The 363-nt window shown below is 46.8% G+C and carries 1 protein-coding gene; it reads left to right on the forward strand.

The window, feature by feature from the left end:
- Positions 1 to 75 precede the first annotated feature (75 nt).
- The coding region (locus tag PA598K_RS34795) for a transposase (RefSeq protein ID WP_148092048.1) at positions 76 to 363 on the forward strand (288 nt) is incomplete at its 3' end.

Here is a 363-nt window from a genome sequence, read left to right on the forward strand (position 1 = left end):
TGCAGTTAGAATGAAAAGTGGACACTGACCAAGAACATGAGATAATACAATCAAATGTTGAAAGAGGTGTCCAGGATGGCGGAATCCAGACAATCGTACAATGAAGCGTTCAAACGAAAAACGGTCAAGTTCTTGCAAGAACAAACGAAGTCGATGCCCGAGCTGGCGGAGGAGCTGAATATCCCTGTGGGAACCCTCCGTCAGTGGATGGGGAAGTACCGGGAGATCGAGAACGAGCCTGTCGCCAACGGCGAAAAGCTCCGTCAACAAGCCAAGCAGTTAAACGAGCAAGAACGTGAGATTAAGGATTTGAAGGAAGAGATCGAAATCCTAAAAAAAGCTATGCACATCTTCAGCAAGGAA

This window comes from Paenibacillus sp. 598K, from assembly GCF_003851045.1.
Lineage (GTDB): Bacteria > Bacillota > Bacilli > Paenibacillales > Paenibacillaceae > Paenibacillus_D.